This is a genomic window from Propylenella binzhouense, assembly GCF_009866965.1.
GTDB classification, from domain to species: domain Bacteria; phylum Pseudomonadota; class Alphaproteobacteria; order Rhizobiales; family Afifellaceae; genus Propylenella; species Propylenella binzhouense.
In genome coordinates, this window is record NZ_SPKJ01000055.1 from 14764 (window position 1) to 27561 (window position 12798).

15 protein-coding genes and 1 pseudogene are annotated in these 12798 nt (G+C 71.2%); 15 read left to right on the top strand and 1 reads right to left on the bottom strand.

Annotation, left to right across the window (positions count from 1 at the left end; all coding sequences use genetic code 11):
* The first annotated feature begins 12 nt into the window (after positions 1 to 12).
* From E4O86_RS14745 to E4O86_RS14755, 3 genes are read left to right on the top strand one after another with little or no spacing between them, the layout of a single operon-like run.
* Positions 13 to 762, top strand: coding sequence for a F0F1 ATP synthase subunit B family protein (locus tag E4O86_RS14745; protein ID WP_161141317.1), 750 nt, complete (start codon positions 13 to 15; stop codon positions 760 to 762).
* The gene (locus tag E4O86_RS14750) at positions 752 to 2287 is read left to right on the top strand and encodes a F0F1 ATP synthase subunit alpha (protein WP_161141318.1); all 1536 of its coding nucleotides are present in this window, start codon (positions 752 to 754) and stop codon (positions 2285 to 2287) included. Before E4O86_RS14745 ends, E4O86_RS14750 begins: the two co-directional genes overlap by 11 nt.
* Positions 2284 to 3141 carry a F0F1 ATP synthase subunit gamma gene (locus E4O86_RS14755; protein ID WP_161141319.1) on the top strand — a complete coding sequence of 286 codons (858 nt, stop codon included), beginning with the start codon at positions 2284 to 2286 and terminating at the stop codon, positions 3139 to 3141. Before E4O86_RS14750 ends, E4O86_RS14755 begins: the two co-directional genes overlap by 4 nt.
* Before the next feature lie 26 nt (positions 3142 to 3167).
* On the opposite strand, the gene phnF is transcribed toward E4O86_RS14755, so the two are convergent.
* Entirely contained in the window at positions 3168 to 3935 is a 768-nt protein-coding gene (phnF, locus tag E4O86_RS14760) for a phosphonate metabolism transcriptional regulator PhnF (protein ID WP_161141320.1), read from the bottom strand.
* 63 nt (positions 3936 to 3998) lie between these two features.
* Between phnF and phnG the strand changes: the two genes are divergently transcribed.
* The 12 genes and pseudogenes from phnG to E4O86_RS14820 all read left to right on the top strand — a co-directional run.
* Positions 3999 to 4460 carry a phosphonate C-P lyase system protein PhnG gene (phnG, locus tag E4O86_RS14765; RefSeq protein WP_161141321.1) on the top strand — a complete coding sequence of 154 codons (462 nt, stop codon included), beginning with the start codon at positions 3999 to 4001 and terminating at the stop codon, positions 4458 to 4460.
* Positions 4460 to 5077 carry a phosphonate C-P lyase system protein PhnH gene (gene phnH / locus E4O86_RS14770; RefSeq protein ID WP_161141322.1) on the top strand — a complete coding sequence of 206 codons (618 nt, stop codon included), beginning with the start codon at positions 4460 to 4462 and terminating at the stop codon, positions 5075 to 5077. The genes phnG and phnH overlap by 1 nt, the downstream gene beginning before the upstream one ends.
* A complete protein-coding gene (locus tag E4O86_RS14775; protein ID WP_161141323.1) occupies positions 5068 to 6177 on the top strand; it encodes a carbon-phosphorus lyase complex subunit PhnI in 1110 nt (369 codons plus the stop codon). Before phnH ends, E4O86_RS14775 begins: the two co-directional genes overlap by 10 nt.
* On the top strand, positions 6174 to 7061 hold the full coding sequence (locus E4O86_RS14780) for an alpha-D-ribose 1-methylphosphonate 5-phosphate C-P-lyase PhnJ (RefSeq protein WP_161141324.1): 888 nt from the start codon (positions 6174 to 6176) through the stop codon (positions 7059 to 7061). Before E4O86_RS14775 ends, E4O86_RS14780 begins: the two co-directional genes overlap by 4 nt.
* Positions 7058 to 7525 carry a GNAT family N-acetyltransferase gene (locus E4O86_RS14785; RefSeq protein WP_343039171.1) on the top strand — a complete coding sequence of 156 codons (468 nt, stop codon included), beginning with the start codon at positions 7058 to 7060 and terminating at the stop codon, positions 7523 to 7525. Before E4O86_RS14780 ends, E4O86_RS14785 begins: the two co-directional genes overlap by 4 nt.
* Positions 7522 to 8304 carry a phosphonate C-P lyase system protein PhnK gene (phnK, locus tag E4O86_RS14790; RefSeq protein ID WP_161141326.1) on the top strand — a complete coding sequence of 261 codons (783 nt, stop codon included), beginning with the start codon at positions 7522 to 7524 and terminating at the stop codon, positions 8302 to 8304. Before E4O86_RS14785 ends, phnK begins: the two co-directional genes overlap by 4 nt.
* 3 nt (positions 8305 to 8307) lie before the next feature.
* A complete protein-coding gene (phnL, locus tag E4O86_RS14795; RefSeq protein WP_161141327.1) occupies positions 8308 to 9012 on the top strand; it encodes a phosphonate C-P lyase system protein PhnL in 705 nt (234 codons plus the stop codon).
* The gene (locus E4O86_RS14800; RefSeq protein ID WP_161141328.1) at positions 9009 to 9692 is read left to right on the top strand and encodes a DapH/DapD/GlmU-related protein; all 684 of its coding nucleotides are present in this window, start codon (positions 9009 to 9011) and stop codon (positions 9690 to 9692) included. The genes phnL and E4O86_RS14800 overlap by 4 nt, the downstream gene beginning before the upstream one ends.
* Positions 9693 to 9768: 76 nt before the next feature.
* On the top strand, positions 9769 to 10611 hold the full coding sequence (gene phnC / locus E4O86_RS14805; protein ID WP_161141329.1) for a phosphonate ABC transporter ATP-binding protein: 843 nt from the start codon (positions 9769 to 9771) through the stop codon (positions 10609 to 10611).
* A 36-nt stretch (positions 10612 to 10647) separates the two neighbouring features.
* Positions 10648 to 11649, top strand: coding sequence for a phosphonate ABC transporter substrate-binding protein (phnD, locus tag E4O86_RS14810; RefSeq protein WP_161141330.1), 1002 nt, complete (start codon positions 10648 to 10650; stop codon positions 11647 to 11649).
* Positions 11650 to 11706: 57 nt separating this feature from the next.
* A complete protein-coding gene (phnE, locus tag E4O86_RS14815) occupies positions 11707 to 12513 on the top strand; it encodes a phosphonate ABC transporter, permease protein PhnE (protein ID WP_161141331.1) in 807 nt (268 codons plus the stop codon).
* 5 nt (positions 12514 to 12518) lie between these two features.
* Positions 12519 to 12798, top strand: a pseudogene (locus E4O86_RS14820) (DUF1045 domain-containing protein); the annotation flags it as partial.

A 12798-nucleotide genomic window follows, 5' to 3' on the forward strand; every position in this document is an offset into this window, starting at 1 on the left:
GCCTTCCGAGCGATGCGGATCGACTGGTGGACGATCGGGCTGCAGACGGTGAACGTCCTCGTCCTGGTCTGGATTCTCAGCCGCTTCCTGTTCCGCCCGATCGCCGGGATCGTCGCGGCGCGGCAGGCCGAGACGGCGAAGCTCATGGAGTCGGCCCGCGCCGCCCGGGCGGCGGCCGACCGCGAACGCGAAGCGGCCGCGGCGGAGCGCGGGCGGATCGCCGCCTCGCGGAGCGATCAGCTGAAATCCGCCGCGGCGGAGGGCGACCGCGAGAAGACGGCGATCCTCGCCGCCGCGCGCGCGGAGGCCGAGAAGCTTCGGAGCGAGGCGGAGGCGGAGATCGCGAAGAGCCGGAAGGCGGCCGACGCGGAGGCGGAGAAGCGGGCGAGCCGCCTCGCCGTCGACATTGCGGGCAAGCTGCTGGCGCGGCTGCCGCGGGAGGCCCAGGTGACGCCCTTCGTGGACGGGCTCGCCGAGGCGCTCTCGAAACTGCCGCCGGCCAGCCGCGCAAGCCTTGACGAGCCCGGCGCGATCCTGGTCAAGGCGCCGCGGGCGCTCGACGCGGCGGAAACGGCCGCGCTCGGGGATGCGCTCGGCCGCGCGCTCGGTCGGAAGCCGGACATCCGCATCGAGACCGACGCGGCGCTGATCGCGGGGCTCGAGCTCGAGGCGCCCCACGCCATCGTCCGGAACAGCCTCCGCGCCGATCTCGACCGGATCGCCGGGGCGCTCACCGGGACCGGGGCGGGCCATGCCGGATAGCGGGGCGGACTGGCTGGCGCGGAGCCGTGACGTGCTGCGGCGGACAGCTCTGGTTCCGGAGGCGGCCTCGATCGGGCGGGTCGAGGAGGTGGGCGACGGCATTGCGCGGATCTCCGGCCTGCCCGACGTGAAGCTCAACGAGCTCCTCCGGTTCGAGGGCGGCCGCGCCGGCTTCGCGATGACGCTCGACGCCGATGCGATCTCCGCCGTCCTCCTCGACGAAGGCGCCGCGATCGAGGCGGGCTCGCGGGTGACCGGAACGGGCGCGGTGGTGCGGGTGCCGGTCGGCGAGGGGCTGCTCGGCAGGGTGGTCGATCCGCTCGGGCGGCCGCTCGACCGCCAGGATCCCGTCGCCGCCGCGGAATACCGGCCGATCGAGCGGCCGGCGCCCGCGATCATCGACCGCGACCTCGTCACCGAGCCGGTCGGCACGGGCCTGCTGGTGATCGATGCCCTCTTCCCGCTCGGGCGCGGACAGCGCGAGCTCATCATCGGCGACCGCGCCACCGGCAAGACCGCGATCGCCGTCGATACGATGATCAGCCAGAAGCACGCCGACCTCGTCTGCGTCTACGTCGCCGTCGGCCAGCGCGCGACCGCGGTCGAACGGGTGCTGGAGGCTGTCCGCAGCGCCGGCGCGCCGGAGCGATGCATCTTCGTGGTCGGCGAGGCCTCCGCCTCGCCCGGCCTGCAATGGATCGCCCCGTTCGCCGGCTTCACCATGGCGGAATATTTCCGCGACCGCGGCGGCCATGCGCTGGTCGTCGTCGACGACCTGACGAAGCACGCGGCCACGCACCGGGAGCTTGCGCTCCTCACGCATGAGCCGCCCGGCCGCGAAGCCTATCCGGGCGACATCTTCTACCTTCATGCCCGGCTGCTGGAGCGCGCGGCGAAGCTCTCGAAGGCGCTCGGCGGCGGGTCGCTCACCGCCCTGCCGATCGCGGAGACCGACGCCGGCAATCTTTCCGCCTATATCCCGACCAACCTCATCTCGATCACGGACGGGCAGATCGTCCTTGATTCGCGCCTCTTCGCGGCGGACCAGCGGCCGCCGGTGGACGTGGGGCTGAGCGTGAGCCGGGTCGGCGGCAAGGCGCAGCATCCGGCGCTGCGCGCCGTCTCCGGGCGCGTCCGGCTCGACTATGCGCAGTTCCTGGAGCTCGAGACCTTCACGCGCTTCGGCGGCATCTCGGATACGCGGATCAAGGCGCAGATGGCGCGCGGCGAGCGCATCCGTGCCCTTCTCGCGCAGCCGCGTCTCGCGCCGCTGCGGCTCGCCGACGAGGTCGCCCTCCTCGCCGCGCTGGCGGACGGCGCTCTCGACGGGCTTCCGCCCGAGGCGCTTCCGGACCTGAGGGCGCGGACCGCCCGCGCCCTCGACGGCGTTGCGGCGGATGCCGTCGCGACGCTTGCGGCAGGCGGCGAACTGGACGGCGCGGGACGCACGGCGCTCGTCGATGCGATCCGGTCGCTCGCCGCCGAAGCAGCGCCCGGCAGACCCGAGCGGCCGGCCCCGCCATGACCGACCGGCTGCGCGAGGTCGAGGCCCGGATCGGCAATCTCCGCCAGCTCTCCGCCGTCATCACGGCCATGCGCGGGATCGCGGCAGCCCATTCGCGCGAGGCGGAGGCCCAGCTCGCGGGCATCCGCACCTATGCCGCCACGATCGGCAGCGCGATCGGCGAGGCGCTGGCCTTCCTGGCGCAACAGCCCCGCACCGGCGCCGAGGGAAGCGCGAACGGCCATCTCATTCTCGCGCTCTGCGCGGAGCAGGGATTCGCCGGCACCTTCAGCGAACGCGTGCTCGACGCCGCGGCCCCTCTCCTGTCGCAAGCGGACGACCGCGGGGCGGAGCTCCTGCTCGTCGGCGAGCGCGGGCTGATCCTGACCGAGGAACGCGCGCTCCCCGTCGGCTGGTCGGCTCCGATGGCAGCCCATAGCAGCCAGGTCGCCGCGCTCGCGGACCGGATCGTGGACGCGCTCTACGAGCGGATCGAGGCAGGCCGGGCTGCGCGCGTGACGGTGGTCCATGCCAGGCCGGCCTCGGCCGCGGCCTTCGAGATCGCCACCAAGATCCTGATCCCGTTCGATTTCGCCCGGTTTCCGCTGCCGCCCAAAGCGACGGCGCCGCTGATAACGCTCCCGCCCCAGCGCCTCATCGCCCGGCTCGCCGAGGAATACGTCTTCGCGGAGCTCTGCGAGGCGCTCATGCAGTCTTTCGCGGCGGAGAACGCGGCGCGGATGCAGGCGATGATCGCCGCCCGCGCCAACATCGCCGAGAAGCTCGACGGCCTGCTCGGCCAGTCCCGGCTCCTCCGGCAGGAGGAGATCACCAACGAGATCATCGAGCTCGCCGGGACCCGGAGCAGCGGCTGAGCCGCGTGCGCCGGCTCGTCCGCCGGTCAGGCCGGCGCGACGGCATCCGGTTCGATGACGATCTCGATCCGCTCCGCCGCAAACCGCGTCTCGGAATAGTGGACGGGGACGCCCTCGGCGTCCTCGTTGAGCGCCTCGGCGAGGAGGATCGCCGCGCCGGGCGCGAGATCGAGCCGCCGGCTCATCGCCGCATCGGCGGTTCGCGCCGTCACGCGGGTCCAGCGCCGCCAGTAATCGTCGACGCCGTGGCGCGCGAGCGCGGACGTGATCGAGCCGGTCTCGGCATAGGCGTCGACGAGACGCGGGAACCGCGCGGCGGGAAACCAGCTCACGGCATTCGAAATCGGCACGCCGTCGGCCACGCCGAGCGTCTCGATGCGCACGAGCTCGGCTCCCTTCTCGACCCGGAGGAGCTCGGCGAGCCACTCGCCCGCCGGTTCGCCCCCGCTCTCCAGAAGCCGCCCGGCCGGCGCGCGCGCCTGCCGGCTGACGATTTCGGAGAAGCGGGTGCGGCGGCCGATCGGATAGGCCAGGCGCTCGCCGAGAACGAAGGTGCCGCGCCCGTGGTCCGAGCGCACGAGCCCCTCCGCCGCGAGCGTCGCGACGGCGCGGCGAAGCGTGTGCCTGTTCACGCCGAAGCGCGCCGCGAGCGCCGATTCCGGCGGCAGCGCGGTTCCGGCCGGCCAGGCGCCGGCATCCAGCTCGGCACGGAGCGCATCGGCGATCTGCTTCCACAGCGAGACCCCGGCCGACCGCTTCACGACATCTCCCTCGAAAATCGTCGTCTCCGTCATGGCAGTGTCAGGAACGCTCTGATAAGGTGCGCTTGTCTAGAACACTATACAAGTGCAGGCGGCATGGCATCAGAATCGCGGAACGAGCGGCCGGACCGGAAGGGCGCTTTGGCGATCCTCGCGCGCGCGACCGCCGGCGAGCTCGATGCGGCCTGGGCGGCGCTCGACGACGCTCCGGACTTGGAGGTCGTGCGCGCTCCGGAATTCGGCCTCGTCATGGCGCGCGGCCGTATCGGGGGCGGCGGCGGAGCCTTCAACATCGGGGAGGTCGCGGTGACGAGGGCCGTCGTGCGCGCCTCGACGGGCGAGGTCGGCTACGGCAACGTGCTCGGCCGGGACCGCGCCCGCGCGCTCCTCGTCGCGCGCTTCGACGCGCTCTGGCAGTCCGCGCGCCATCGCCGCCGGGTCGAGGAGAGCCTGCTTCAGCCGGTGGCGAGGCGGGCGGAAGCGGAGGACGCGGCGCTCCGCGGCAAGGCTGCCGCCACGCGGGTCAACTTCTTCACCATGGTGCGGGGAGAGGATTGATGGCTCCCGATGCGCTGAGCGGCGGCTTCGCCGATCCGGGCCGGCAGTCGCAGGCCGTGTTCCGCGCGCTCCTCGATGCGATGGCCCGGCCGGGAACGACGGCACGGCTCGGGCAGGGCGTGCGCCCTCCCCCGCCGCTCAATCCGGCCGCCGGCGCCGTTCTCGCAACGCTCGCCGACGAGGACACGCCGGTCTTCCTCGACGCCCGGCTCTCGGCGCAGGGCGCGGTTGCGGACTGGCTCGGCTTCCACACCGGCGCGCCGATCGTCTCCGACCCCGCCGAAGCCGCCTTCGCCGCGATCGCCGATCCCGAGGGCATGCCGCCGCTTGCCGCATTCCGGCTCGGCAGCGACGAATATCCCGACCGCTCGACCACGCTCGTCCTCCAGGTCGACGGCTTCGGCGGGCCGCTCCCCCTCGTGCTTGCGGGCCCCGGCATCGCGCGCGCGGCGGAGCTTCGCCCGCATCCCCTGCCCGCCCGCTTCGCCGAGGAGCTCCGCGGCAACCGCGCGCTCTTCCCGCGCGGCGTCGACATCGTGCTTGCGGCAACCGATGCGATCGCCGCTCTGCCGCGCGCCGTCCGCCTGATCGATGCCGGAGACCTCCCGTGTACGTAGCGGTCAAGGGCGGCGAGACCGCGATCCGCAACGCGCACCGGCTGCTTGCGGAGAGGCGGCGGGGCGACCGCAGCGTGCCGGCGCTCACCGTCGACCAGATCCTCGAGCAGCTCACGCTCGCCGTCGACCGCGTGATGTCGGAAGGCTCGCTCTACGACCGCCGGCTCGCGGCGCTCGCCATCAAGCAGGCGCGCGGCGACCTGATCGAGGCGATCTTCCTCGTCCGGGCCTATCGCACGACGCTTCCCCGCTTCGGCGCGAGCCTGCCGATCGAGACCTCGCGGATGCTCGTCGAGAGGCGGATCTCCGCCACCTTCAAGGACCTGCCGGGCGGCCAGCTGCTCGGCCCGACATTCGACTACACCCACCGCCTGCTCGACCCGGACCTTGCGGAGGACCGCGAGCCCGAGCCGGCCGAGACGGCGGACCCGCCGGAGGATCGGGCGATCCCCCGCGTCACCGACCTCCTCGGACGGGACGGGCTCATCGAGCCGGATGGCGGAGCGACCGAGGAGGCGCCGGGCGACCTCACGCGCGGGCCGCTCGCCTTCCCGGCCGGGCGCGATCTCCGGCTCCAGGCGCTCGCGCGCGGCGACGAGGGCTTCCTGCTGGCGCTCGGCTATTCGACGCAGCGCGGCTATGCGCGCACCCATCCCTTCGCCGCGGAGATCCGACTGGGCGAGGTGGCGATTGAGATCGCGGTTCCGGGCCTCGATTTCCCGGTCGCGATCGGGCGGATCCAGGTCACGGAATGCCAGATGGTGAACCAGTTCAGGGGCAGCGCCGAGGCCCCGCCGCAATTCACCCGCGGCTACGGCCTCGTCTTCGGGCATTGCGAGCGGAAGGCGATGGCGATGGCACTCTGCGACCGGGCGCTGAGGGCCCGCGAGCTCGGCGAGGACCTGACCGCGCCCGCGCAGGACGAGGAATTCGTGCTCTCGCATGCCGACAACGTGCAGGCGACCGGCTTCGTCGAACATCTGAAGCTGCCGCATTACGTGGACTTCCAGGCCGAGCTCGAGCTCCTGCGCCGGCTCCGCGCCGAGTTCGACGAACGCCGGGCGGACGACGCGTCCGACGAGCGGGAGGCGGCCGAATGAGCGCGCCGGCCGTCCCCGCCGCCTACAACTTCGCCTATCTCGACGAGCAGACGAAGCGGATGATCCGCCGCGCCATCCTGAAGGCGGTGGCGATCCCGGGCTATCAGGTGCCGTTCGCCAGCCGCGAGATGCCGATGCCCTATGGCTGGGGCACCGGCGGCGTCCAGGTGACCGCCGCCATCATCGGCGCCGACGACGTGCTGAAGGTGATCGACCAGGGCGCCGACGACACGACGAACGCGGTCTCGATCCGCGCCTTCTTCGCCAAGACGGCCGGCGTCGCCACCACGACCCGGACCGCCGATGCGACCATCATCCAGACCCGGCACCGCATCCCCGAAACCGCGCTGAAGGCGGGGCAGATCCTCGTCTTCCAGGTGCCGATCCCGGAGCCGCTCCGGTTCCTGGAGCCGCGCGAGACGGAGACGCGGACGATGCATGCGCTCGAGGAATACGGCCTGATGCACGTGAAGCTCTACGAGGACATCGCGCGCCACGGCCATATCGCGACGACCTACGCCTATCCGGTGAAGGTCGAGGGCCGCTACGTGATGGACCCTTCGCCGATCCCGAAATTCGACAATCCGAAGCTCGGCGACAGCCCGGCTCTGCAGCTCTTCGGCGCCGGGCGGGAGAAGCGGATCTACGCGATTCCGCCGCATACCCGGGTGGAAAGCCTGGATTTCGAGGACCATCCGTTCGAGGTGCAGCGCTTCGCAGAGCCCTGCGGGCTCTGCGGCGCGACGGGCGCCTATCTCGACGAGGTGATCCTCGACGACCGGGGAAATCGGCTCTTCGTATGCTCGGACACGGATTTCTGCGAGGAGCGCCGGCGGGCCGGCCATTGCGGCGCCAAGGCCGCAGCCATGGAGCCGACGTCGTGACGGCGTCGATCCGCGTGGCGGACGAGGCGGACCTTCCCGGCGTGCTCGCGCTCTATGCCCAGCCCGCCCTCGACAACGGCAACGTCCTGCCGCTCGAGGCGGCGAAGGCGGTCTTCGCGCGCTTCGCCGCCTATCCGGACTACCGCCTCTTCGTGGCGGTCGAGGACGGCGCCGGCGGCGAGGCGATCGTCGGAACCTATGCCCTCCTGGTGATGGACAATATCGGCCATCTCGGCACGCCCTCGGCCATCATCGAGGACGTCGCGGTGGCGCCCGGCCGCCAGGGCGAGGGCATCGGCCGCGCCATGATGGCCCACGCCATCGAGGAGGCCCGGGCCCGCGGCTGCTACAAGGCGGTGCTCTCGTCGAACGCCAGGCGCGAGGCCGCCCACGCCTTCTACGAGGGCATCGGCTTCACGCGCCACGGCTACAGCTTCCGGGTCGAACTGGAGCCGACGGCATGAGCGAGGACGACACGCCGCTTCTCCGGGCCGAAGCCGTCACCCGCCTCTACGGCGCACGCATCGGCTGCCGGGACGTCTCCTTCGCGCTCTGGCCGGGCGAGGTGCTCGCAATCGTGGGCGAATCCGGCTCCGGGAAGACCACGCTGCTGAACTGTCTCGCCGGCCGGCTGCCTCTCACGGCGGGCATCGTCCGCTACCGCATGCGGGACGGCGAGAGCCGCGATCTCGCGCGCCTCGGCGAGGCGGAGCGGCGCTTCCTGATGCGCACCGATTGGGGCTTCGTGCACCAGAACCCGGCCGACGGCCTGCGCATGACGGTCTCGGCGGGCGCCAATGTGGGCGAGCGCCTGATGGCGGTCGGCGAGCGCCATTACGGCCGCATCCGCGGCACCGCCGAGAGCTGGCTGAGGCGCGTCGAGGTGCCCGCGGACCGCATCGACGACGATCCGAGAAGCTTCTCCGGCGGCATGCGGCAACGCCTGCAGATCGCGCGCAACCTCGTCACCGCGCCCCGCCTCGTCTTCATGGACGAGCCGACCGGAGGCCTGGACGTCTCCGTGCAGGCCAGGCTCCTCGACCTAATCCGCGCGCTCGTCGCCGATCTCGGCATGGCGGCACTCGTCGTCACGCACGATCTCGCCGTCGCGCGGCTCCTGTCGCACCGCATGATGGTGATGAAGGAGGGCGCGGTCGTCGAGGAGGGTCTCACCGACCGGGTGCTCGACGACCCCCGCCATCCCTACACCCAGCTCCTCGTCTCCTCGATCCTGCAGGTCTGACGCATGATCCCGGCGCTCGAACTCGCATCCGTCGCCAAGAGCTTCACGATGCATCTGCGCGGCGGCATCCATCTGCCCGTGGTCCGGGACGTCTCCTTCGCCGTCATGCCGGGCGAATGCATCGCACTCGGCGGCCCCTCCGGAGCGGGCAAGAGCTCGATCCTGAAGATGGTCTACGGCAGCTACGGGGTGGAGGACGGCGCGATCCGCGTTCTCCACCGGGGCGCCGCCGTCGACCTCGCGCGCGCCGCGCCGCGCGAGGTGCTGGCGATCCGGAAGGAGAGCGTCGGCTATGTGAGCCAGTTCCTGCGCGTCGTGCCGCGCGTGCCGGCGCGCGAGATCGTCGCCGAGCCGCTCGTCGCGCGCGGGCTGGAGCGGAGCGCCGCGCTGGTGCGCGCCGATGCGCTGCTCGCGCGCCTCAACCTCCCCGAACGGCTCTGGAACCTGCCGCCGGCCACCTTTTCGGGCGGCGAGCAGCAGCGCGTGAACATCGCGCGCGGCTTCGCGGCCGGGCACCCGCTCCTTCTCCTCGACGAGCCGACGGCCTCGCTCGACGCGGCCAACCGCGACGTGGTCGTCGGGCTCATCCGCGAGGGCAAGCGGAACGGGACGAGCTTCCTCGGCATCTTCCACGACGCGGAGGTGCGCGAGGCGGTGGCGGACCGCGTGATCGACGTCGCGGCCTTCGCGCCGAGGGCGGCGGCATGAGCGCGCCACGCCTCGGACCGGAGCCCATCGTCGCGGAAAGCGCGAAGGTGAAGGACTCCACGCTCGGCCGCTACACCGAGATCGGCGAGCGCACGCAGCTCAGCGACACCAGCTTCGGCGACTACAGCTACATCATGGAGGACGGCCAGGTCGTCTTCGCCGAGATCGGCAAGTTCTGCTCGATCGCGGCGAACGTGCGGATCAACGCGACGAACCACCCGACCTGGCGCGCGAGCCAGCACCACTTCACCTACAGGTCGGCCGACTACTTTCCCGACGCCGACTTCGACGCCGAGCTCTTCGCGTGGCGGCGCGTGAACGCCGTCAGGATCGGGCCGGACGTCTGGATCGGGCACGGCGCCATCATCCTGCCCGGCGTCAGGATCGGCACCGGCGCGGTGATCGCGGCGGGCGCGGTCGTCACCCGCGAGGTGGGCGCCTACGAGATCGCCGCCGGCGTCCCCGCCCGGCCGATCAAGCGGCGCTTCCCGGTCGGCGTCGCCGGCCGGCTGGAACGGCTCGCATGGTGGGACTGGCCGCATGAAGCGCTCCGCGGCGCGCTGCAGGACTTTCGTCATCTTCCGGTCGAGGCGTTCATCGAGAAGTACGAAAACCGCGTGCCTTCGCAGGGATTTGCCCGGCCGGACGCAGGCTTCCTCGCCGACTCGCAATCGTCATGAATCCGCAATCGAGCCGACAAGAGCGACTGCTAGGCACGTCCTGAAGCAAGTGCCCGGCACCGGGCAGGTGAGGTCCATGCCCGCTCTCTCAGTCGAACGCCTCTCGAAACGATTCGGCAGGACGTACGCGCTTTCCGAAATCGGCTTCACGGTCGAGCCGGGAGAGATGGTGGCGCTGATCGGTGCCTCCGGGTCGGGCAAGTCGACGCTCATCCGCCACATCGCGGGCCTCGAACGCGGAAACGGCGGGAACGGCCGCATCACCGTTGAAGGCCGGGTGATGCAGCAGGGCGGGAAGCTTTCGCCCGAGGCGCGCGCGATCCGCCGCCACATCGGCGTGGTGTTCCAGCAGTTCAACCTGATCGGCCGCCTGCCGGTCCTGACCAACGTCCTCATCGGCTGCCTGGGGCGCGTCCCCGCCTGGCGCGGCACGCTCGGCTGGTTCGCGCGAAGCGAGCAGGAGACCGCGGTCCGCGCCCTCATGCGGGTCGGGATCGCCGAGACGGCGCGCCGCCGCGCCTCCACCCTCTCCGGCGGCCAGCAGCAGCGGGCGGCGATCGCCCGCGCGCTGGTGCAGGGCGCGAAGCTCCTGATCGCGGACGAGCCGATCGCCTCGCTCGACCCGGCTTCGGCGAAGCGCGTGATGGAGGCGCTCGCCGACATCAACCGCGTGGACGGGATCACCGTGATCGTCTCGCTCCATCAGGTGGACTACGCCCGGCTCTTCTGCCCGCGCACGATCGCGCTGCGCGCCGGCGAGATCGTCTATGACGGCCCGTCCGAAGTGCTCACCGACGCCTTCCTCCGCGAGATCTACGGCGAGGCGAGCGAAGAGCTCGTGCTTGCCGGCACCCCGGCCGCGCAGAAGCGGCCGCGGCCCGTCGCCGTGCCGATGGCGCAGGCGCTGGCCACGACCTGAATTCCGCCAGGGGGCGGGAAGCTAGAGGAGAAGACCATGAACGCATTCGCCAGGGGTCTCGCCGCGGCGGGCCTCGCCGTCGCGCTGACGGCCGGCAGCGCCGCCGCCGAGACCAAGGAGCTGAACTTCGGCATCATCTCGACCGAATCGCAGCAGAACCTGAAGGGCATCTGGATTCCCTTCCTGGACGCGATGTCCACGAAGACCGGCATGAAGGTGAACGCCTTCTTCGCCTCCGACTATGCCGGCGTCATCGAGGGCATGCGCTTCGGCAAGGTCGACGTCGCGTGGTTCGGCAACAAGTCGGCGATGGAAGCGGTCGACCGGGCCGACGGCGAGATCTTCGCGCAGTCGGTCGATTCGGAAGGCAATCCCGGCTACTGGTCGCTGCTCCTCGCCAATGTCGACAGCCCGCTTTCCTCGCTCGACGACGTCCTGAAGTGCGACAAGTCGCTCGACTTCGGCATCGGCGACCCGAATTCCACCTCCGGCTTCCTGGTCCCGACGACCTTCGTCTTCGCCAAGAACGGCGTCGACCCGAAGACCTGCTTCAAGACGGTGCGGAACGCCAACCACGAGACGAACCTGATGGCGGTCGCCAACAAGCAGGTCGACGTCGCCACCAACAACACCGAGAACCTGCGCCGGCTCGAGAAGACCAATCCGGAAGCCGCCAAGAAGGTGAAGGTGATCTGGCAGTCGCCGCTGATCCCGTCCGATCCGATCGTCTGGAACAAGAAGCTCGACGACGAGACCAAGGAGAAGCTCATGAGCTTCTTCATGAGCTACGGCCGACAGGGCACGCCGGAGGAGGTCGAGGCGGCGCGGAAGGTGCTCGCCGGCCTGCAGTGGGCGCCGTTCCGGCCCTCTTCCGACGCGCAGCTCTATCCGATCCGGATCATGGAGATCACCAAGCAGATGTTCCAGGTCGAGGCGGACGACAAGCTGTCGGCCGAGGACAAGAGCGCGCAGCTCGAGACGCTCAAGGCCGAGAAGGCCAAGTATGAAGGCCTGATGGCCAAGATCCCGCAGGCCTGACGCCAGCAGGACGGCGCGGCGGCGCGCACCGCGCCGCCGCAGCACCCCGACCCCACCATGCAAGACACGTCATCGACCGCCGCCGTCGTGCTCCCCCCGCGCGACTGGGGCAGAACCGCCTTCAACTGGCTGGTCTGGGGCGGGCTCTTCGCCGCGCTCGCCTGGAGCTACGAACCGGCCGAGGTCTTCCGGTTCGTCAATCTCTTCACCGACGCGGGCAACATGGCCGAATATGCCCGCGGCTTCCTGCAGCCGAAATTCGCCGATCTCGACTATTACGTCGGGGAGGTGATCCTGACCGTCCAGATCGCGATCTGGGGCACGCTCCTCGCGGTCGCCGCCTCGGTCCCCTTCGGCATCCTCTCGGCCAGCAACATGGTGCCGTGGTGGATCTGCCAGCCCGTCCGGCGGCTGATGGACGCCTTCCGCGCGATTAACGAGCTCGTCTTCGCCGTGCTCTTCGTCGTCGCCGTCGGCCTCGGCCCGTTCGCCGGCGTGATGGCGCTCTTCGTCCACACGACCGGCATTCTCGCCAAGCTCTTCTCCGAGGCCGTCGAGGCCATCGACCCGCGGCCCGTCGAGGGCATCCGCGCGACCGGCGCGACGCGGCTCCAGGAGATCGTCTACGGCGTGATCCCGCAGGTCCTGCCGCTCTGGGTGTCGTTCACGCTCTACCGCTTCGAATCGAACGTCCGCTCGGCGACCGTGCTCGGCCTCGTCGGCGCCGGCGGCATCGGCCAGGTGCTTTTCGAATCGATCCGCGGGTTCTACTACGGCGAGACCGCGGCCATCCTCATCATCGTCGTGATCACCGTCACCCTCGTCGATCTCCTGTCGCAGCAGCTGCGCAAGCTCGTAATCTGACCGGCATGCGGACGGCGATCTATTTCGTGCCTCCTCCCGACCACCCGCTCGCGCGGGCGGCCGCCGGCTGGCTCGGCCGGGATGTCGAGACCGGCGCGGCGACGGCGCAGCCGCGGCTGCCGGACCTCTCCGGGGAGGAGCTCGCCGCCCTCACGGCCGAGCCGCGCCGCTACGGCTTCCACGCGACGCTCAAGGCGCCGTTCCGGCTCGCCGAGCCCTGGCGGCTGGAGGACCTTGCCGAGGCGCTCGCCGCCTTCGGCGCGAGCCGCGCCCCGGTCGACCTCG